Here is an 18,377-nt window from a genome sequence, read left to right as displayed (position 1 = left end):
TTGCTGACGGCTATTGGCCGGTGCCAGACGATAAAAATTGAGAGGATTTGAATGACCAAAGAAATGCAAAATTTAGCTTTAGCCCCTGTTGGTAACCTGGAATCTTATATCCGGGCTGCGAACGCGTGGCCGATGTTATCGGCTGACGAGGAGAGGCGACTTGCTGAAAAGCTGCATTACCAGGGTTGCCTGGAATCAGCTAAAACGCTGATCCTGTCTCACCTGCGCTTTGTTGTTCATATTGCTCGTAACTATGCGGGCTATGGCCTGCCGCAGGCGGATCTGATTCAGGAAGGTAACATCGGCCTGATGAAAGCCGTGCGCCGTTTTAACCCGGAAGTGGGTGTGCGCCTGGTTTCTTTCGCCGTGCACTGGATTAAAGCTGAGATCCACGAATACGTATTGCGTAACTGGCGTATCGTTAAAGTGGCGACCACCAAAGCACAGCGTAAACTGTTCTTTAACCTGCGTAAAACCAAGCAGCGTCTGGGCTGGTTTAACCAGGATGAAGTGGAGATGGTTGCGCGCGAGCTGGGTGTCTCCAGCAAAGACGTTCGCGAGATGGAATCGCGTATGGCGGCGCAGGATATGACGTTTGACATGTCGTCTGACGACGAATCGGACAGCCAGCCAATGGCTCCGGTGCTGTATTTGCAGGATAAGTCCTCTAACTTTGCTGATGGTATTGAAGAGGATAACTGGGAAGATCAGGCCGCAAACAAACTCACTCACGCAATGGAAGGTCTTGACGAGCGTAGCCAGGATATCATCCGCGCCCGCTGGCTGGACGAAGACAATAAGTCCACGCTACAGGAACTGGCCGATCGATACGGCGTCTCTGCGGAACGTGTGCGTCAGCTTGAAAAGAACGCCATGAAAAAACTTCGCGCCGCTATCGAAGCGTAATTTCTGCGAAGTGCCCCATAAACCCTCGAATGTGAATTCGGGGGTTTTTGTTTTTTCAGGCCGGAGAACGTGTCGTCGTCATCCGGTAAACTGGCAGGCGCAGATGGCCGATAGCGCGCCGCTTTCGGGCCTGCAGGTTAGTTTTTTTTATCTGCCGATCTGGCGAATTTTTCCCCCCTGGCAAACACTTATCGATGGGTTGTGCGCATCTTAGGGGGTGAAAGTGAACAATAACGAACTCAATGAACGGCGTTTACAGGCCACGCCGCGCGGTATCAGCGTGATGTGTGGTTTTTATGCCGAAAGAGCAGAGAACGCCACGTTGTGGGATGTGGAAGGCCGGGAGGTGATTGATTTCGCCGCGGGTATTGCAGTGCTGAATACCGGACATCGTCATCCTAAAATTGTCGCCGCCATCGAAAAACAGCTTCAGTCATTTACCCATACCGCCTATCAAATTGTCCCTTATGCAAGCTATATCACACTGGCTGAGCGTATTAACGAACGTGTGCCGATTCGCGGCCCGGCGAAAACGGCCTTCTTCTCAACGGGGGCTGAAGCGGTCGAAAACGCGGTGAAAATTGCCCGGGCTTATACCAGACGACCCGGCCTGATTACCTTTGGCGGCGCGTTTCATGGTCGCACCTTTATGACGATGGCGCTGACCGGCAAGGTCGCGCCGTATAAAATCGGCTTTGGTCCCTTTCCCGGATCGGTTTATCACGCCCAGTACCCCGACGCGCGGCATGGTGTCAGCACTGACGAAGCCTTGCGAAGCCTGGAGCGAATTTTTAAAGCGGATATTGCACCGGATCAGGTGGCGGCCATCATTCTTGAGCCGGTTCAGGGAGAAGGGGGTTTTAACATCGCGCCCGTTGAGTTTATGCAGGCATTACGCACGCTGTGCGATACCCATGGTATTTTGCTGATTGCTGATGAAGTGCAGACCGGATTTGCCCGTACCGGCAAGCTGTTTGCGATGGAGCACCATAACGTGCAGCCGGATCTCATGACGATGGCGAAAAGCCTTGCCGGTGGGATGCCGTTATCGGCTGTTGCCGGGCGTGCGGAGGTGATGGATGCACCGGCACCAGGCGGGCTTGGCGGGACTTATGCCGGGAACCCGCTGGCGGTTGCTGCCGCACATGCGGTGCTGGATGTGATCGATGACGAAAAACTCTGCGTGCGGGCGTCTGTGCTCGGCCAGCAGCTGGTTGCCGTGCTGAAGAACGCCTGCGAGAATTGCCCGCAGATCGTCGATGTTCGTGCGCTGGGTTCAATGGTTGCCGTTGAGTTTAACGATCCCGGTACGGGGCTACCTTCGCCGGAATTTACCCGGCAGGTGCAGGCCAGGGCGCTGGAACAGGGATTGTTATTACTGAGCTGCGGCGTTCAGGGCAACGTGATTCGATTCCTTTATCCACTCACTATTCCTGAGGCGCAGTTTCGCAAAGCGCTCGATATCATTATCCACTCACTGACGCAATAAACCCCCCGTCATGCTTCAACTTGTTATCTTGCTTTCAAATTAGCTATTCCAAAATAATCAAAATCGGGTATGTTTTAGCAGAGTATGCTGCAAAAGCGCGGGTGGCTGACCAATAATTGAAATAAAGCGCTGAATTAACAACATCACAACACACGTAATAACCACAAAAATGGGGATTAGCAGGATGAATATGAAGGGTAAAGCGTTATTGGCAGGATGTATCGCCCTGTCTTTGAGCAATATGGCGTTTGCTAAGGATATTAAAATCGCCGTGGTCGGCGCGATGTCAGGTCCGGTTGCGCAGTATGGCGATCAGGAATTTACCGGTGCGGAGCAGGCGATTGCCGATATCAACGCGAAAGGCGGCATCAAGGGCGACAAACTGGTTGCCGTAAAATATGACGATGCCTGTGACCCAAAACAGGCGGTAGCGGTCGCGAACAAAGTGGTCAACGACGGCATTAAATATGTTATCGGTCACCTGTGTTCTTCATCCACACAACCCGCGTCTGATATCTATGAAGACGAGGGCATCCTGATGATTACGCCTGCGGCAACGGCTCCGGAGCTGACGGCGCGCGGTTATGACCTGATTCTGCGTACTACCGGTCTCGACTCTGACCAGGGGCCAACGGCGGCAAAATATATTCTGGATAGCGTGAAGCCTAAGCGCATCGCTATCATCCATGATAAGCAGCAGTACGGCGAAGGTCTGGCGCGTGCGGTGCAGGATGGGCTGAAAAAAGGCAACGCTGACGTGGTGTTCTTTGACGGTATTACCGCCGGGGAGAAAGATTTCTCCACGCTGGTGGCGCGTCTGAAAAAAGAGAACATCGATTTTGTCTACTACGGCGGTTATCACCCGGAAATGGGGCAGATCCTGCGCCAGTCCCGCGCTGCGGGTCTGAAAACCCAGTTTATGGGGCCGGAAGGGGTGGCGAACGTATCGCTGTCTAACATTGCCGGGGAATCTGCGGAAGGTATGCTGGTGACTAAGCCGAAGAACTACGATCAGGTTCCGGCAAACAAACCGATTGTGGATGCCATTAAAGCGAAGAAACAGGATCCGAGCGGCGCGTTCGTGTGGACCACCTATGCGGCGTTGCAGTCTCTGCAGGCGGGCCTGAACCAGTCTGACGATCCGGCTGAAATCGCCAAATACCTGAAAGCGAATACCGTTGATACCGTTATGGGGCCGCTGTCATGGAATGAAAAAGGTGATTTGAAGGGCTTCGAGTTCGGCGTTTTCACCTGGCATGCTAACGGTACGGCGACCGACGCCAAATAATTTTTCCGGCGCCTTTCGCGTCGCAAGTGCGTTAGCTGCGTTATTCAACCCCGGTCACTTACTGATATAAGCTTCCGGGGATTTTATAACCTGCCGTCGCCTTGCCACGCGAAAGTATTGGGAAAACAGGGTGGAGAATCCAGGCCGGGTAAGGCGCAGACGCCCCCCGGCTTTTTTACATCAGCAGCGACGGTCTTTACCAGCCGCCGCCCCCGCCGCCACCGGAACCGCCACCTGACGATCCACCACCAGAGGAGCCGGAGCCGCGGTAGCCTGAACCTGACGAACCGCCGCTGCCTGAACTCTGGCCTGGCTTCTGGCTGGATGCAGAATGACAGCCGTGGCAAAAATGATTCACGCTTGCCCAGTCTGCATTATCAAACGCTTCCGACATCGCGCCGGTACTCACTAAGTATCTGGCAAACGTATTTGCCCACGTTTTCCCTACGTCGAGCGCCAGCGCGACCGGCAACAGGCTTTCAAAGTGCGCAACCCCCTGAGCGGGCGGATAAAGCGCCTGAAAACGGGGTTTCTCGGCCGTTTTGATGTACAGCTTTAACCCTTTGGCTATGGCTAAATCGTTCAGCCCACTCTGCGTATAGCGCGGCGTTTTCCAGCCAACGAGCGCGCACAGCACAATGGCGGTCCACAATGCGCCCACGTATCCGGCAGGTAGCTGGGTTAAGGGCAACATACCGAACAGGAAAGCGCCTCCTGCCAGGGTAGCAAAAGGACCAAATATGAGTGCCATTAAGAGGGGAAGGAATCCCCAGCTACGCCATGTTTTAATCGGGTGGCGTAAAAATTTCAGCAAAAAGAGGAGCAGTGAAACACCCACGCTCCCAAATATCAGACATGGAATAGTGAGAAGCGCTGCCGCCGGGCTAAACCAGACGCCGCAGACGACCGGCACAAGTAAGGCAATGTAAATACAACGGCGAAACGGTTTACCCCATTTTCGGCATAACTGCGGCTTCTGCTGCTGACAACGTTTATCCAGCCAGTTACGGGCATTTCGCATCAATGGCTGGTGCGGCTGACTGAGATTGATGTTCTTGCGTTTACCGCTGAAAAGTATACTCAGCAACTTTTTGTCTGCGGCATTTAACCGTGGGTTCTTCTCGTCGGGCGAGCGGGACAGCCACTGTTCATCAACCGAGGGTGAAAGCCATATACTTTTAGTCTTGCTCTTCTTTTTCGTTAATGTCATCGCCCGTTTAGCGACCAGCCCCAGCAGGTCGCTGCTGAACGCCACATCGTCATACTTACGCTGCATGATGAAACGCAAATAGCCTGGCGACATTGTGTCGGGCAGCGAGAATTGCGGCACTACCGGCGGCATTTTTAGCCCTGTGGCCGTGACGTTTTTGCGCCACCAGAGCCACCAGTAGGCAATAAGCAGCAACAGAGGGAGCCAGATCAGGCTGGTTGCAAGCGTGGGCATCAGTAGATGAACCAGCGGTAAGACCGCTTCCGGAGCGGCTGCATTAGCCAGAATGTCGCGCGGCCAGGTATAGACAACGGTTAAGCCTTCTCCTGTGGCGAGGGGGCGTGAGGTCTGTATGCTGCCATCTGGCAGGATTATCGCATTATGATCTTTGGCGCCCGGCACACCGGTGTAAACGTCGATGGTGCGCAACCTGGCATCTTTACCTTCGCCATTCAGATTAGCGATGGCGTCAGGCAGCTCCAGATGAAAACGGGCTTTGCTGACTGGCCAGCTCCAGTCGTTGCCCGTGACGTTCCAGTAAAGCTCATCCCACTCAGGAAAGCGGCTGAAGTGATTGCTGACCTGGTAGCGGATCTCGTAGTGATAAATACCGGGCTTCAGGATCTGCCCGGCGCTGCCAATACGGACGGTCAGCGTTTTTGTCGCCTGATCGAGGCTGTATGGCTCTGCGGATCCATCACGTAAGACCGATTTTATTGCGTAATCCACGCTGAAGATTTTGCCATCCTGTCGGTTCCAGGTGAGAGGCAGCGTGCGAAAAATCCCCCGCCGAATCTCGTTGCCAAGAGAGAGCACGGTGATGTTTTCCTGCATCTCCATGCTGCCATCCGGATTAAAACGCGCCCGGGAATCGAAAGAGATAATATGCTCATACGCAGGAACCAATCGGGCGTTCGGGGGAAGCTGCGAGGCATCGGTGATGATAATGTCGTCGCTCGCGACAGAGCTAAAACCCACCAGCAACAGGAACAACAGCCCAAAGCCTCGCAGTAGGCGGGCGGATAACGTTGGCATGCGGTCACTCCATCCGTGGCAGTGTGGCTTCTTCAGGTGAGTCCAGTTCAAAGAAAACTTCCGCCCTGAAATTAAACAGGCGGGCCAGCAGCAGGCTGGGGAATGATTCCACCAGAATATTAAAATCGCGCACGGTGCCGTTGAAATAGCGGCGGGCCATCTGAAGCTGCTCTTCAATTTCGGCAAGAGATTGCTGTAGCGAGAGAAAATTTTCGTTGGCTTTAAGTTCGGGATACGCTTCCGCGAGGGCGAAAATGCGGCTCAGCGTCCCCGAATATTGCTGCTCGCTGTCAGCAATTTGTTGAGGATTACCCATCAGAACGCTGCGCTGGCGAGCGATCTCTTCCAGCAGCTCTTTTTCGTGCTGCGCATAGCGTTTTACCAGGCTCAGCAGGTTGGGTGCCAAATCGTGGCGGCGTTTGAGCTGTACGGCAATACCGCTCCAGGCTTCGTCCTTAAAACGGCGCAGTGAGATAAAACGGTTATAGGTGATGATGGTCCACAGGAGCACCACGACGACAATGGCCAGCCAAATGTACATTTCCATATGTTAATTCCATGATTGCTGTCGATGAGAAGGTGAGTTCAGAACACTCTCTGAACAATTTTGCGCATCAATGAATCTTACCTTAACCATAGCGACCAGGTAAGTAATCTGGTTCGCGAAATGGTCTGATTCAGCGTTCAGCGGGGAAAGCCCATTTGTGAGCTTTCCCGTGGGGAAGAAAATAAGGGCGCGCGTGGCTAACGCTTCTCCCAGCCGTCCTGCTGCACGGTGAAGCCTAACGCCTGCATAAACGCGGCCATTACGCTGCGGTCTTCCACGCCCACGTCCGCCATCCACCAGGATGAGACGTCCGGGTTGTCGCGGATCACCTCTTCTATCAGGTATTGCCCCACCCCGCGGCGGCGTGTGACCTCGCGCACGCGAAGAGAATCCAGCGCACCCTGTGTTCCGCTCAGCGTCACCCGCACGGCACCTAACAAACGTTCATTAAAGCGCGCTGCATAGATCCGGTGGGTTTCATCTACGCTTAAAGAGGCGGGGGAATACTCCGGCCAGATTTTGCCCAGATCAATGTGATCCTGAGCGTTAAAATTTTCTAAACGAATGATGGTCAGCTTCATCGGCAGCATGTCCAAATCACAAAAGATGCGGTCAGTGTACCGAAATAATTACCCCGGAGGCGTTCTCTTTTTTTTGCCAGTTACCAGGCAATTAATTTTTTGAGGACGATAAGTACAGCTTGAAACATCAGAGAATGAAAACCAGGCAGTACATTCTCCTAACATATAGCGTTTTATTCCGCTCTTTGTGCCGTTATTTTATGCTGACAAACGCGCTTTTTTTTGTTTATCTATAGTGAAAAGCAGAATATTATCTGTTCTTAATAGACTGAAAAATAGAGATTTTACTCGATTTTTACCAAAAATACTGCGCTAAACCATTAATCAGACTGGTAAAAATAGTACAGTTCAAAAAAAGCACAGTCTGCTTTTTAACCATATAAATACAAAATATATACATCATCACGAATGGGGATTCAGTAAATGAAACGGAATGCGAAGACGCTCATCGCAGGGGTGATTGCACTGGCGATGTCGCATACGGCAATGGCGGACGAGATTAAAGTCGCCGTTGTCGGTGCGATGTCCGGGCCGGTTGCACAGTGGGGCGATATGGAATTTAACGGCGCACGTCAGGCCATTAAAGACATCAACGCCAAAGGTGGTATTAAAGGCGACAAGCTGGTCGGCGTGGAGTATGACGACGCCTGCGATCCGAAACAGGCTGTTGCGGTAGCGAACAAAGTCATTAACGATGGGATTCAGTACGTTATTGGTCACCTGTGCTCCTCTTCCACCCAGCCCGCGTCTGATATCTACGAAGACGAAGGCATTCTGATGATCTCCCCAGGCGCCACGAACCCGGAGCTGACGCAGCGTGGATATGCGCACATCATGCGTACAGCGGGACTGGACTCCTCCCAGGGACCGACCGCCGCGAAATACATTCTTGAAAAGGTGAAGCCGCAGCGCATCGCCATCATCCATGACAAGCAGCAGTATGGTGAAGGTCTGGCGCGTTCCGTTCAGGAGGGGCTGAAAGCGGGCAACGCGAATATCGTTTTCTTTGATGGTATTACTGCCGGGGAAAAAGATTTCTCCGCGCTTATCGCCCGTCTGCAAAAAGAGAATATCGATTTTGTTTACTACGGCGGCTACTACCCGGAAATGGGACAGATGCTGCGTCAGGCGCGTTCTATGGGGCTGAAAACGCAGTTTATGGGGCCAGAAGGCGTGGGCAATGCTTCGCTGTCCAACATTGCGGGTGATGCCGCTGAAGGTATGCTGGTCACTATGCCAAAACGCTATGATCAGGATCCGGCGAACAAAGGTATCGTCGATGCGCTGAAGGCTGAGAAGAAAGATCCTTCTGGCCCTTATGTCTGGATCACCTATGCGGCGGTGCAGTCGCTGGCAACCGCAATGGATCGTACCGGCAGTAAAGAGCCGCTTGATTTGGTGAAAGATCTGAAAGCACACGGCGCTGATACCGTGATTGGGCCGCTGAACTGGGATGAAAAAGGCGATCTGAAGGGATTTGAATTTGGTGTCTTCCAGTGGCACGCCGACGGGTCTTCCACGGCAGCCAAATAAGGCAACCACTCGTCAACTTCGGGCCGCAGAAACGTCGGCAGCGCTCGCCCACCCTGGCACATATTTGTGTATGCACCTGGGGATGAGCGAGCTTGCCGCCTTCCTGCAACTCGAATATGGAGAGTGGATTCAATATCCCGTCCGGGCGGGTTTATAAAGGTTATTTTATGTCCGAGCAGTTCCTCTATTTCTTGCAGCAGATGTTTAACGGCGTCACGCTGGGAAGCACCTACGCGCTCATCGCCATCGGCTATACGATGGTCTACGGCATTATCGGCATGATTAACTTCGCGCACGGCGAGGTTTATATGATCGGTAGCTACGTCTCCTTTATGATCATCGCCGCGCTGATGATGATGGGTATCGACACCAGCTGGCTGCTGGTTGCCGCCGGATTTGTTGGCGCAATTGTCATTGCCAGCGCCTATGGCTGGAGCATTGAGCGGGTGGCTTATCGCCCGGTGCGCAACTCTAAGCGTCTGATTGCGCTTATCTCCGCAATTGGGATGTCCATCTTCCTGCAAAACTACGTTAGCCTGACCGAAGGTTCGCGTGATGTGGCATTGCCAAGCCTGTTTAATGGTCAGTGGATTGTCGGCAGCAGCGAAAACTTCTCTGCGAGCATCACCACAATGCAGGCGGTTATCTGGATTGTGACCTTCCTGGCGATGCTCGCACTTACCATTTTTATTCGCTACTCCCGCATGGGACGCGCCTGCCGCGCCTGTGCTGAAGATCTGAAAATGGCCAGCCTGCTCGGTATTAACACCGATCGCGTGATTGCCCTGACCTTTGTGATTGGCGCGGCGATGGCGGCGGTGGCTGGCGTACTGCTCGGCCAGTTCTATGGCGTCATTAACCCGTATATTGGCTTTATGGCCGGGATGAAGGCGTTTACCGCGGCGGTTCTCGGCGGTATCGGCAGCATTCCAGGCGCCATGATTGGGGGGCTGATTCTGGGCGTTGCCGAAGCGCTCTCTTCTGCGTACCTGAGTACGGAATATAAAGATGTGGTGTCATTCGCCCTGCTGATTCTGGTGCTGCTGGTGATGCCCACCGGTATTCTGGGCCGTCCGGAGGTAGAGAAAGTATGAAACCGATGCATTTTGCAATGGCGCTGCTCTCTGCCGTGATGTTCTTCATTCTGGCTGGCGTCTTTATGGGCGTACAACTGGAGCTGGATGGTACCAAACTGGTGGTTGATACCGCTGCCGATATTCGCTGGCAGTGGATCTTTATCGGTACCGCGGTCGTCTTTTTCTTCCAGTTGTTACGTCCCGCTTTCCAGAAGGGGCTGAAGAGTATCTCAGGACCGAAATTTATTCTGCCGGCGATTGATGGTTCAACCGTGAAGCAGAAGCTGTTTCTGGTTGCGCTGCTGGTGATTGCGGTGGCGTGGCCGTTCATGGTGTCGCGTGGCACGGTGGACATCGCCACCCTGACTATGATTTACATCATCCTTGGCCTGGGGCTGAACGTCGTGGTCGGTCTTTCCGGGCTGCTGGTTCTCGGTTATGGCGGTTTCTATGCGATTGGTGCCTACACCTTCGCCCTGTTGAACCACTACTATGGGTTGGGCTTCTGGACCTGTCTGCCGCTGGCGGGCCTGGTTTCCGCGGCGGCAGGTTTTCTGCTCGGCTTCCCGGTTCTGCGTTTGCGCGGTGACTACCTGGCGATTGTCACCTTAGGCTTTGGTGAGATTGTCCGTATTTTGCTGCTCAACAATACCGAAGTCACCGGTGGTCCAAACGGCATCAGCCAGATCCCTAAACCCACGCTGTTCGGCCTGGAGTTTAGCCGTACCGCTCGCGAAGGCGGTTGGGATACCTTCGGTAACTTCTTCAATGTGAAATACGACCCGTCCGACCGTGTGATATTCCTCTATCTGGTGGCGCTGCTGCTGGTGGTGTTCAGTCTGTTTGTGATCAACCGCCTGCTGCGTATGCCGCTGGGGCGCGCGTGGGAAGCGCTGCGTGAAGATGAGATCGCCTGTCGCTCACTGGGCTTAAGCCCGACCCGCATCAAGCTGACCGCTTTTACTATCAGCGCCGCGTTTGCCGGGTTTGCCGGAACGCTGTTCGCTGCGCGTCAGGGGTTTGTCAGCCCGGAATCTTTCACCTTCGCCGAGTCGGCCTTTGTGCTGGCAATTGTGGTGCTTGGCGGCATGGGCTCGCAGTTTGCGGTTATTCTCGCGGCAATCCTGCTGGTGGTATCGCGTGAGCTGATGCGCGATTTCAATGAATACAGCATGTTGATGCTGGGTGGTTTGATGGTGCTGATGATGATCTGGCGTCCGCAGGGCTTGCTGCCGATGACCCGTCCGCAGTTGAAACTGAAAAACGGGACAGCGAAAGGAGAGCAGGCATGAGTCAGCCATTATTATCGGTTAACGGTCTGATGATGCGCTTCGGCGGCCTGCTGGCGGTGAACAACGTTGCGCTGGAACTGCATCCACAAGAGATCGTCTCGCTGATTGGGCCAAACGGTGCGGGTAAAACCACGGTCTTCAACTGCCTGACCGGTTTTTATAAACCGACGGGCGGCACCATTAAGCTACGCGACCAGCATCTGGAAGGGTTACCGGGCCAGCAGATTGCCCGCATGGGTGTGGTGCGGACCTTCCAGCACGTGCGCCTGTTCCGCGAAATGACGGTGATCGAAAACCTGCTGGTGGCACAACATCAACAGCTGAAAACCGGTGTTTTTTCTGGTCTGCTGAAAACCCCGTCGTTCCGCCGCGCGCAGAGCGAAGCGCTGGACCGCGCCGCCACCTGGCTTGAGCGTATCGGTTTGCTCGAACACGCCAACCGTCAGGCCAGTAACCTGGCCTACGGCGATCAGCGTCGTCTGGAGATTGCCCGTTGTATGGTGACTCAGCCGGAAATCCTGATGCTTGATGAACCGGCGGCTGGCCTCAACCCGAAAGAGACCAAAGAGCTGGACGAGCTGATTGCTGAACTGCGTAACCATCACAACACCACCATTTTGCTGATTGAGCACGATATGAAGCTGGTGATGGGAATTTCAGATCGTATTTACGTCGTGAACCAGGGGACGCCGCTGGCAAACGGGACGCCGGAACAGATTCGTAATAACCCGGACGTGATCCGTGCATACCTTGGTGAGGCATAAAATGGAAAAAGTGATGTTGTCCTTTGACAAAGTCAGCGCCCACTACGGCAAAATCCAGGCGTTGCACGAAGTGAGTCTGCATATCAACCAGGGAGAAATCGTCACCCTGATTGGTGCCAACGGCGCGGGGAAAACCACGCTGCTGGGCACCCTGTGCGGCGATCCGCGAGCCACCAGTGGTCGGGTGGTGTTTGATGATAAAGACATTACCGACTGGCAGACGGCGAAAATCATGCGCGAAGCGGTGGCGATTGTTCCGGAAGGGCGCCGCGTGTTTTCTCGCATGACGGTGGAAGAGAATCTGGCGATGGGCGGTTTCTTTGTCGAGCGCGATCGGTTTCAGGAACGTATTAAATGGGTGTATGAGCTGTTCCCGCGTCTGTTTGAGCGCCGTATTCAGCGGGCGGGCACCATGTCTGGCGGCGAACAGCAGATGCTGGCCATTGGCCGTGCGCTGATGAGCCAGCCCAGGTTGCTGCTGCTTGATGAACCGTCGCTGGGGCTGGCGCCGATAATTATTCAGCAGATCTTCGACACCATTGAGCAGCTGCGCGAACAGGGAATGACCATCTTCCTTGTGGAGCAGAACGCCAACCAGGCGCTGAAACTTGCCGATCGGGGCTATGTGCTGGAAAACGGTCACGTGGTGCTGGAGGATACTGGCGACGCGTTGCTGGCAAACGAAGCGGTGCGCAGCGCCTATCTGGGAGGTTAAGCAGACAGGCCCGGTGACCGGGCCTGTCTTCATACTTGCGATAAGTACAGTGCAGTTCTTGTTTTTTAAATAATGCAGGGATGTTATTATTGAGAATCGTTATCAATAACAATAAACCAGGGAGTAAGGATGAGAGGTTTTGTCACCTGTATGGCGCTCGGAGGCATGATACTGGCATTTTCCGTCGGTGCTCACGCATTGAAACCGCAAAACATTGATCCACGCGATCCCTCCATTTGGCAGGAAAAGCCGGACGCTTCTCCTGCACAATCCAATTCACCCTGCGAAGTTTTTTCAAGTTCAGCCTGCCCTGGCCGGGAAGATGAAAAATCGGATATCCAGCGAGAACGCGAGCGTCGGGAACACCAGCGTTTTCAACACGAATACGAAAGGCATACTAAGCGCGATTAATCAATTAACCGATGGCGTTAACATCGCGTTTCGCCATCTTTTCGTCACCGTTCCATCATCCCTCTGACGCCTGACTGTCATCTATTTGTAATCCTGTAGTTATTTTTCTGTCATTCGCGCATGTCATGTTACCTCGCGAGCATAAAACGCGTGATATCGCGCATCCGGCATAACAAGAGAGATAAGCGAATGACATTGTTACGACATACAGCATCAGGAGTCGCGTTAAGCCTGGCATTCGTGGCAAACGCCATGGCCGTTACCACCATTCCGTTTTGGCATTCTATGGAAGGCGAGCTGGGGAAAGAGGTTGACTCTCTGGCGCAACGTTTTAATGCGGCCAATCCGGATTACAGGATTGCGCCAGTGTACAAAGGCAACTACGAGCAGAGTCTGAGTGCAGGCATCGCGGCATTTCGTACCGGCAACGCCCCGGCGCTGTTGCAGGTGTATGAAGTTGGCACCGCGACGATGATGGCGTCGAAAGCCATCAAACCCGTCTACGAAGTTTTTAAAGATGCAGATATTCACTTTGATGAGTCGCAGTTCGTACCGACGGTTTCCGGGTATTACACCGATTCTAAATCGGGACATTTGCTCTCCCAGCCGTTTAACAGCTCCACGCCGGTGCTGTATTACAACAAAGACGCCTTTAAAAAAGCCGGTTTAGATCCGGAGCAGCCACCGAAAACCTGGCAGGACCTGGCGGAATACACCGCCAGGCTGAAGGCGGCGGGAATGAAGTGCGGCTATGCCAGTGGCTGGCAGGGGTGGATCCAGATTGAAAACTTCAGCGCCTGGCATGGCCTGCCGGTCGCCACCAAAAATAACGGCTTTGACGGTACCGACGCGGTGCTGGAGTTCAACAAGCCGGAGCAGGTGAAACATATTGCTCTGCTGGAAGCACTGAATAAGAAAGGTGATTTCAGCTACTTCGGACGTAAGGATGAATCCACTGAGAAGTTCTACAGCGGCGATTGCGCTATCACAACCGCCTCTTCGGGTTCACTGGCGGATATCCGTCACTACGCCAAATTCAACTATGGCGTGGGGATGATGCCGTACGATGCCGATGTGAAGGGGGCGCCGCAGAACGCCATCATCGGCGGGGCGAGCCTGTGGGTGATGCAGGGGAAAGACAAAGAGACTTACACCGGCGTGGCGAAGTTCCTTGAGTTCCTGGCGAAGCCCGAAAACGCCGCGGAATGGCACCAGAAAACGGGCTATCTGCCGATCACCCAGGCGGCTTATGACCTGACCCGGGAGCAGGGCTTCTATGATAAAAATCCGGGCGCGGACATCGCCACGCGCCAGATGCTGAACAAGCCGCCGCTGTCGTTCACCAAAGGGCTGCGTCTGGGCAATATGCCGCAGATCCGCACCATTGTGGATGAAGAGCTTGAAAGCGTGTGGACCGGGAAGAAAACCCCACAACAGGCGCTGGACGCCGCCGTCGAGCGTGGTAATCAGCTGCTGCGTCGCTTTGAGCAATCAACGAAGTCTTAAGCTTATCCTTGCCTGATGGCGCTGCGCTTATCAGACCTACAGTGATTGTAGGCCGGATAAGGTGCCAGCAGCGCCATCCGGCATCTTTCAGGAACAGAATCTCAATGTCCTCATCCCGCCCGGTGTTTCGCTCGCGTTGGTTGCCGTATTTGCTGGTTGCCCCGCAGTTAGCCATCACCGTTATCTTCTTTATCTGGCCCGCCGGTGAAGCGCTGTGGTATTCGCTACAAAGCGTCGACCCGTTCGGGCTGTCCAGCCAGTTTGTCGGCCTGGATAACTTTGTCACGCTGTTTGATGACAGTTACTATCTCGACGCCTTCTGGACGACGATTAAATTCAGTGCGCTGGTGACGATTAGTGGCCTACTGATATCACTGTTTTTTGCCGCGCTGGTGGATTACGTGGTGCGAGGTAGCCGCTGGTATCAAACCCTGATGCTGCTGCCCTATGCCGTAGCACCTGCCGTTGCCGCCGTGTTGTGGATCTTTCTGTTTAACCCTGGCCGCGGGCTGATCACGCATTTTCTTGAGCAGTTTGGCTATGACTGGAACCATGCGCAAAACAGCGGTCAGGCGATGTTCCTGGTGGTATTTGCTTCGGTCTGGAAGCAGATTAGTTACAACTTCCTTTTCTTCTTTGCTGCGCTGCAATCCATTCCTCGTTCGCTGGTTGAAGCTGCCGCGATTGATGGCGCAGGTCCGGTTCGTCGCTTTTTCAAACTTTCGCTGCCGCTGATCGCACCCGTGAGCTTCTTCCTGCTGGTGGTGAATCTGGTCTATGCCTTTTTCGATACCTTTCCGGTTATCGATGCGGCCACCGCGGGTGGACCGGTACAGGCCACGACCACGCTGATTTATAAGATCTACCGCGAAGGTTTTGCCGGGCTGGATCTTTCTGCCTCTGCCGCGCAATCGGTGGTGCTGATGTTCCTCGTCATTATTCTGACGGTGGTGCAGTTCCGCTACGTGGAAAGTAAGGTGCGTTACCAATGATTGAGAACCGTCGCGGGCTGACGATATTCAGCCACACCATGCTGATTCTGGGGATTGCCGTGATTCTGTTCCCGCTCTACGTCGCGTTTGTTGCCGCGACGCTGGACAACAAAGCGGTATTTGAAACGCCGATGACGCTTATCCCCGGTACGCATCTGCTGGAAAACATGCAACACATCTGGGTCAACGGCGTGGGGGTTAACAGCGCGCCATTCTGGCGGATGATGCTCAACAGCTTCATCATGGCGTTCGGTATTACGGTGGGCAAAATCGCCGTTTCCATGCTGTCGGCATTTGCCATCGTCTGGTTTCGCTTTCCGCTGCGTAACCTGTTCTTCTGGATGATCTTTATCACTCTGATGCTGCCCGTTGAAGTGCGTATCTTCCCGACGGTGGAGGTGATCGCCAATCTTAAAATGCTCGACAGCTATGCGGGCTTAACGCTGCCGCTGATGGCCTCTGCTACCGCGACATTCCTGTTCCGTCAGTTCTTTATGACGCTGCCGGACGAGCTGATTGAAGCGGCACGCATTGATGGTGCCTCGCCGATGCGTTTTTTCCGCGACATTGTGCTGCCGCTGTCGAAAACCAATCTGGCAGCGCTATTTGTTATCACCTTTATCTACGGCTGGAACCAGTATCTCTGGCCGCTGTTGATTATTACCGATGTCAATCTCGGCACCGCCGTTGCGGGCATCAAGGGCATGATCGCCTCCGGGGAAGGCACCACGCTGTGGAACCAGGTTATGGCTGCGATGCTGCTGACCCTCATTCCGCCCGTCGTTATCGTTCTCGCCATGCAGCGTGCATTTGTGCGTGGCCTGGTAGACAGTGAGAAGTAGGAAATTTTATGGCTGGTTTGAAATTACAGGCAGTAACCAAAAGCTGGGATGGCAAAACCCAGGTCATTCAGCCGTTAACGCTGGACGTCGCTGACGGGGAATTTATCGTGATGGTCGGTCCGTCTGGCTGTGGGAAATCCACATTGTTACGCATGGTGGCCGGGCTGGAGCGTGTCACGAGCGGGGATATCTGGATTGATCGTCAGCGAGTGACTGAAATGGAGCCAAAAGACCGCGGCATCGCGATGGTGTTCCAGAACTATGCGCTCTACCCGCATATGAGTGTGGAAGAGAATATGGCGTGGGGACTGAAAATTCGCGGAATGGGGAAAGGCCATATTGCCGAACGGGTGAAAGAGGCGGCGCGGATCCTGGAACTGGACGGATTACTCAAACGTCGCCCACGCGAGCTTTCCGGCGGTCAGCGTCAGCGGGTGGCAATGGGACGCGCTATCGTTCGCGATCCGGCGGTGTTCCTGTTCGACGAGCCTCTCTCGAACCTCGATGCCAAACTGCGCGTACAGATGCGCCTTGAGTTACAGCATCTGCATCGTCGTCTGGAAACCACCTCGCTGTACGTAACTCACGATCAGGTTGAAGCGATGACCCTCGCCCAGCGCGTGATGGTGATGAACAAGGGCGTTGCCGAACAGATTGGCACGCCAGTGGAAGTTTACGAAAAACCCGCCAGCCGTTTTGTGGCAAGCTTTATTGGCAGCCCGGCAATGAACCTGCTGGAAGGTCGCATCAGCGCAGCGGGTACGCATTTTGATCTTCAGAGCGGCATGGCGCTGCCCATCAACGAGTGCTATCGCCGTTATGCCGGGCGTAAAATGACGCTGGGTATCCGCCCGGAACATATTACGCTAAGCTCGCAGGCGGAAGGCGGCGTACCGCTGGTGTCAGACACGCTGGAGATGTTAGGGGCGGATAATCTGGCGCACGGGCGCTGGGGGGAGCAAAAACTGGTGGTGCGACTGACGCATCAGCAGCGTCCGGCGGCAGGCAGTACGCTTTGGCTGCATCTGCCCGAAAATCATTTGCATCTTTTTGATGGTGAAACAGGACTACGAGTATGAGTAACTGGCCTTATCCGCACATTGTTGCCCATCGCGGCGGCGGCAAACTGGCACCGGAAAACACTCTGGCGGCGATCGAGGTGGGCGCACGCTATGGGCACACCATGATTGAGTTTGACGCTAAGTTGTCGAAAGATGGCGAGATTTTCCTGCTCCATGATGACAACCTGGAGCGTACCAGCAATGGTTGGGGTGTCGCCGGGGAGCTCAACTGGCAGGATCTGCTGCGTGTGGACGCCGGAGGCTGGTTCAGCGGTGAGTTTAAAGGTGAACCGCTGCCGCTGCTCTCTCAGGTCGCGGAGCGCTGCCGTACGCTGAATATGATGGTCAATATCGAAATTAAACCGACGACCGGCACCGGCCCGGTAACGGGGAAAGCGGTGGCGCTGGCCGCACGAGCGTTATGGCAAGGGATGACGGCGCCGTTGCTCTCGTCGTTTGAAATCGATGCGCTTGAAGCGGCGCAGGCCGTTGCGCCGGAACTGCCGCGCGGACTATTACTGGATGAATGGCGGGAGGACTGGCAGGCGCTGACTACCCGCTTAGAATGCGTATCCATCCATTTGAATCATAAACTGCTGGATGAAGCGCGCGTGAAGATGTTGAAAGAGTCCGGGCTGCATATTCTGGTCTACACCGTCAATAAACCCCAGCGTGCAGCTGAACTGTTGCGCTGGGGGGTAGATTGTATCTGTACCGATGCGATCGATGTAATAGGCCCGGACTTTACTACTGCGAGTGATTAAGCATATTGCCATTCTGCCGCTGGGGCAGCATGTGCTGTTGCGTGCTGCCCTGGCCGGTTCCGCCACTTAACATACCGCCGCTGGTATTCGGCAGCGGCTGTTGACGTACCTGGCCTTGCTGGATCCGCTGCGTGTTATTGCTCATCTGCGTTTGCAGATGCTGCTGCTGAACCTGGGTCTGGGCTTTCAACTGCTGGTTGAGCATCCCTTTTTGCTGGATCTGCTGCGTCTGCATTTGGGTTTGCATCCGCTGCTGGCTGGGGATCTGATACCCTGGCTGATTCGGGTTGTTCATAGTGTTAATCGGCTGTGCGAAACAGGCAAACGGCAGGAGCGCTGCCACAATCAAGAGTCGTTTCATCATC

18 protein-coding genes are annotated in these 18,377 nt (G+C 54.3%); 14 read left to right on the top strand and 4 right to left on the bottom strand.

The window, feature by feature from the left end:
- Nucleotides 1-51: 51 nt before the first annotated feature.
- From rpoH to livJ, 3 genes are all read left to right on the top strand, one after another.
- Nucleotides 52-906: an RNA polymerase sigma factor RpoH gene (gene rpoH, locus C3432_RS20635; protein WP_103778409.1), complete on the top strand. Its 855-nt coding sequence runs from the start codon at nucleotides 52-54 to the stop codon at nucleotides 904-906.
- 223 nt (nucleotides 907-1,129) lie between these two features.
- Complete coding sequence (locus C3432_RS20630; RefSeq protein ID WP_103779096.1) at nucleotides 1,130-2,395, top strand: 4-aminobutyrate--2-oxoglutarate transaminase; 1,266 nt, start codon at nucleotides 1,130-1,132, stop codon at nucleotides 2,393-2,395.
- Nucleotides 2,396-2,579: 184 nt separating this feature from the next.
- Nucleotides 2,580-3,683: a branched chain amino acid ABC transporter substrate-binding protein LivJ gene (gene livJ / locus C3432_RS20625; protein ID WP_146050944.1), complete on the top strand. Its 1,104-nt coding sequence runs from the start codon at nucleotides 2,580-2,582 to the stop codon at nucleotides 3,681-3,683.
- A gap of 196 nt (nucleotides 3,684-3,879) precedes the next feature.
- Here the strand turns inward: livJ and C3432_RS20620 are convergent, their stop codons facing one another.
- The 3 genes from C3432_RS20620 to panM form a co-directional block, all read right to left on the bottom strand.
- Nucleotides 3,880-5,928 (bottom strand): DUF2207 domain-containing protein, encoded by a 2,049-nt coding sequence (locus tag C3432_RS20620; protein ID WP_103778407.1) that lies wholly within the window; start codon nucleotides 5,926-5,928, stop codon nucleotides 3,880-3,882.
- A 4-nt stretch (nucleotides 5,929-5,932) separates the two neighbouring features.
- Nucleotides 5,933-6,475: a LemA family protein gene (locus C3432_RS20615; protein ID WP_103778406.1), complete on the bottom strand. Its 543-nt coding sequence runs from the start codon at nucleotides 6,473-6,475 to the stop codon at nucleotides 5,933-5,935.
- A 197-nt stretch (nucleotides 6,476-6,672) separates the two neighbouring features.
- The gene (panM, locus tag C3432_RS20610; RefSeq protein ID WP_103779094.1) at nucleotides 6,673-7,056 is read right to left on the bottom strand and encodes an aspartate 1-decarboxylase autocleavage activator PanM; all 384 of its coding nucleotides are present in this window, start codon (nucleotides 7,054-7,056) and stop codon (nucleotides 6,673-6,675) included.
- Nucleotides 7,057-7,479: 423 nt separating this feature from the next.
- On the opposite strand from panM, the gene livK reads away from it, so the two are divergent.
- The 11 genes from livK (at nucleotide 7,480) to ugpQ (ending at nucleotide 18,012) form a co-directional block, all read left to right on the top strand.
- Complete coding sequence (gene livK / locus C3432_RS20605; RefSeq protein ID WP_103778405.1) at nucleotides 7,480-8,589, top strand: high-affinity branched-chain amino acid ABC transporter substrate-binding protein LivK; 1,110 nt, start codon at nucleotides 7,480-7,482, stop codon at nucleotides 8,587-8,589.
- Nucleotides 8,590-8,756: 167 nt separating this feature from the next.
- Nucleotides 8,757-9,683: a high-affinity branched-chain amino acid ABC transporter permease LivH gene (gene livH / locus C3432_RS20600; protein ID WP_103778404.1), complete on the top strand. Its 927-nt coding sequence runs from the start codon at nucleotides 8,757-8,759 to the stop codon at nucleotides 9,681-9,683.
- Nucleotides 9,680-10,957, top strand: a complete 1,278-nt coding sequence (gene livM / locus C3432_RS20595; RefSeq protein ID WP_103778403.1) for a branched chain amino acid ABC transporter permease LivM — start codon at nucleotides 9,680-9,682, stop codon at nucleotides 10,955-10,957. The genes livH and livM overlap by 4 nt, the downstream gene beginning before the upstream one ends.
- Complete coding sequence (livG, locus tag C3432_RS20590) at nucleotides 10,954-11,721, top strand: high-affinity branched-chain amino acid ABC transporter ATP-binding protein LivG (protein WP_103778402.1); 768 nt, start codon at nucleotides 10,954-10,956, stop codon at nucleotides 11,719-11,721. The genes livM and livG overlap by 4 nt, the downstream gene beginning before the upstream one ends.
- Nucleotide 11,722: 1 nt before the next feature.
- Entirely contained in the window at nucleotides 11,723-12,436 is a 714-nt protein-coding gene (gene livF, locus C3432_RS20585; protein WP_103778401.1) for a high-affinity branched-chain amino acid ABC transporter ATP-binding protein LivF, read from the top strand.
- Nucleotides 12,437-12,586: 150 nt separating this feature from the next.
- The gene (locus C3432_RS20580; protein ID WP_258041636.1) at nucleotides 12,587-12,847 is read left to right on the top strand and encodes a hypothetical protein; all 261 of its coding nucleotides are present in this window, start codon (nucleotides 12,587-12,589) and stop codon (nucleotides 12,845-12,847) included.
- 189 nt (nucleotides 12,848-13,036) lie between these two features.
- Entirely contained in the window at nucleotides 13,037-14,353 is a 1,317-nt protein-coding gene (gene ugpB, locus C3432_RS20575; protein WP_103778399.1) for a sn-glycerol-3-phosphate ABC transporter substrate-binding protein UgpB, read from the top strand.
- A gap of 104 nt (nucleotides 14,354-14,457) precedes the next feature.
- Nucleotides 14,458-15,345, top strand: coding sequence for a sn-glycerol-3-phosphate ABC transporter permease UgpA (ugpA, locus tag C3432_RS20570; RefSeq protein WP_103778398.1), 888 nt, complete (start codon nucleotides 14,458-14,460; stop codon nucleotides 15,343-15,345).
- Complete coding sequence (ugpE, locus tag C3432_RS20565; RefSeq protein WP_103778397.1) at nucleotides 15,342-16,187, top strand: sn-glycerol-3-phosphate ABC transporter permease UgpE; 846 nt, start codon at nucleotides 15,342-15,344, stop codon at nucleotides 16,185-16,187. Before ugpA ends, ugpE begins: the two co-directional genes overlap by 4 nt.
- 8 nt (nucleotides 16,188-16,195) lie before the next feature.
- On the top strand, nucleotides 16,196-17,266 hold the full coding sequence (locus tag C3432_RS20560; RefSeq protein WP_103778396.1) for a sn-glycerol-3-phosphate import ATP-binding protein UgpC: 1,071 nt from the start codon (nucleotides 16,196-16,198) through the stop codon (nucleotides 17,264-17,266).
- A complete protein-coding gene (gene ugpQ / locus C3432_RS20555; RefSeq protein ID WP_103778395.1) occupies nucleotides 17,263-18,012 on the top strand; it encodes a glycerophosphodiester phosphodiesterase in 750 nt (249 codons plus the stop codon). The genes C3432_RS20560 and ugpQ overlap by 4 nt, the downstream gene beginning before the upstream one ends.
- Here ugpQ and C3432_RS20550 read toward each other — a convergent pair.
- Nucleotides 17,996-18,373, bottom strand: coding sequence for a DUF2756 family protein (locus C3432_RS20550; protein WP_103779092.1), 378 nt, complete (start codon nucleotides 18,371-18,373; stop codon nucleotides 17,996-17,998). The two genes, ugpQ and C3432_RS20550, sit on opposite strands and share 17 nt — an antisense overlap.
- Nucleotides 18,374-18,377 lie beyond the last annotated feature (4 nt).

Origin of the sequence: Citrobacter amalonaticus, assembly GCF_002918555.1 — a bacterium.
Classification (GTDB): domain Bacteria; phylum Pseudomonadota; class Gammaproteobacteria; order Enterobacterales; family Enterobacteriaceae; genus Citrobacter_C; species Citrobacter_C amalonaticus_A.
The sequence above is the reverse complement of the archived record's forward strand: the minus strand, read 5'-3'. Positions and strand labels throughout refer to the sequence as shown.

Excerpts from the sequence above, each read along its gene's own strand:
- rpoH (WP_103778409.1), top strand. The coding sequence starts at position 52 with ATGACCAAAGAAATGCAAAATTTAGCTTTAGCCCCTGTTGGTAACCTG.
- livJ (WP_146050944.1), top strand. The coding sequence starts at position 2,580 with ATGAATATGAAGGGTAAAGCGTTATTGGCAGGATGTATCGCCCTGTCT.
- C3432_RS20620 (WP_103778407.1), bottom strand. The coding sequence starts at position 5,928 with ATGCCAACGTTATCCGCCCGCCTACTGCGAGGCTTTGGGCTGTTGTTC.
- C3432_RS20615 (WP_103778406.1), bottom strand. The coding sequence starts at position 6,475 with ATGGAAATGTACATTTGGCTGGCCATTGTCGTCGTGGTGCTCCTGTGG.
- panM (WP_103779094.1), bottom strand. The coding sequence starts at position 7,056 with ATGAAGCTGACCATCATTCGTTTAGAAAATTTTAACGCTCAGGATCAC.
- livK (WP_103778405.1), top strand. The coding sequence starts at position 7,480 with ATGAAACGGAATGCGAAGACGCTCATCGCAGGGGTGATTGCACTGGCG.
- livH (WP_103778404.1), top strand. The coding sequence starts at position 8,757 with ATGTCCGAGCAGTTCCTCTATTTCTTGCAGCAGATGTTTAACGGCGTC.
- livM (WP_103778403.1), top strand. The coding sequence starts at position 9,680 with ATGAAACCGATGCATTTTGCAATGGCGCTGCTCTCTGCCGTGATGTTC.
- livG (WP_103778402.1), top strand. The coding sequence starts at position 10,954 with ATGAGTCAGCCATTATTATCGGTTAACGGTCTGATGATGCGCTTCGGC.
- livF (WP_103778401.1), top strand. The coding sequence starts at position 11,723 with ATGGAAAAAGTGATGTTGTCCTTTGACAAAGTCAGCGCCCACTACGGC.
- C3432_RS20580 (WP_258041636.1), top strand. The coding sequence starts at position 12,587 with ATGGCGCTCGGAGGCATGATACTGGCATTTTCCGTCGGTGCTCACGCA.
- ugpB (WP_103778399.1), top strand. The coding sequence starts at position 13,037 with ATGACATTGTTACGACATACAGCATCAGGAGTCGCGTTAAGCCTGGCA.
- ugpA (WP_103778398.1), top strand. The coding sequence starts at position 14,458 with ATGTCCTCATCCCGCCCGGTGTTTCGCTCGCGTTGGTTGCCGTATTTG.
- ugpE (WP_103778397.1), top strand. The coding sequence starts at position 15,342 with ATGATTGAGAACCGTCGCGGGCTGACGATATTCAGCCACACCATGCTG.
- C3432_RS20560 (WP_103778396.1), top strand. The coding sequence starts at position 16,196 with ATGGCTGGTTTGAAATTACAGGCAGTAACCAAAAGCTGGGATGGCAAA.
- ugpQ (WP_103778395.1), top strand. The coding sequence starts at position 17,263 with ATGAGTAACTGGCCTTATCCGCACATTGTTGCCCATCGCGGCGGCGGC.
- C3432_RS20550 (WP_103779092.1), bottom strand. The coding sequence starts at position 18,373 with ATGAAACGACTCTTGATTGTGGCAGCGCTCCTGCCGTTTGCCTGTTTC.